We start from the raw sequence: 246 nt of genomic DNA, 5'->3' as shown, positions 1-246 counted from the left end.
CGCCTACCATATCCGGATAACGACCGGTTAATAAGGAAGCTCTACTAGGAGAGGAGACCGGACAGTTCGCATGGAAATTCGTGAAACGAACTCCTTCATTTAATAATTTATCGATATGTGGAGTTTGAATGTCCTTGGCGGCTCCTTGACAGGACAAATCACCATATCCCAAATCATCCACCAAAATCAGCAGGATATTCGGGCTATCCGGCAAAGCCTTTGTTTGTGCGGAAGCTGCGGAAAAAG

Annotated in this window: 1 protein-coding gene; it reads right to left on the bottom strand. The window is 45.9% G+C overall.

Going from position 1 to position 246, the window contains the following annotated elements:
- On the bottom strand, positions 1–246 hold a 246-nt coding region (locus NE623_RS14600; protein ID WP_256276172.1), incomplete at both ends, for a sulfatase family protein.

The sequence above is a fragment of the Gemmiger formicilis genome, assembly GCF_024462815.1.
Taxonomy (GTDB): Bacteria; Bacillota; Clostridia; order Oscillospirales; family Ruminococcaceae; genus Gemmiger.
The sequence above is the reverse complement of the archived record's forward strand: the minus strand, read 5'-3'. Positions and strand labels throughout refer to the sequence as shown.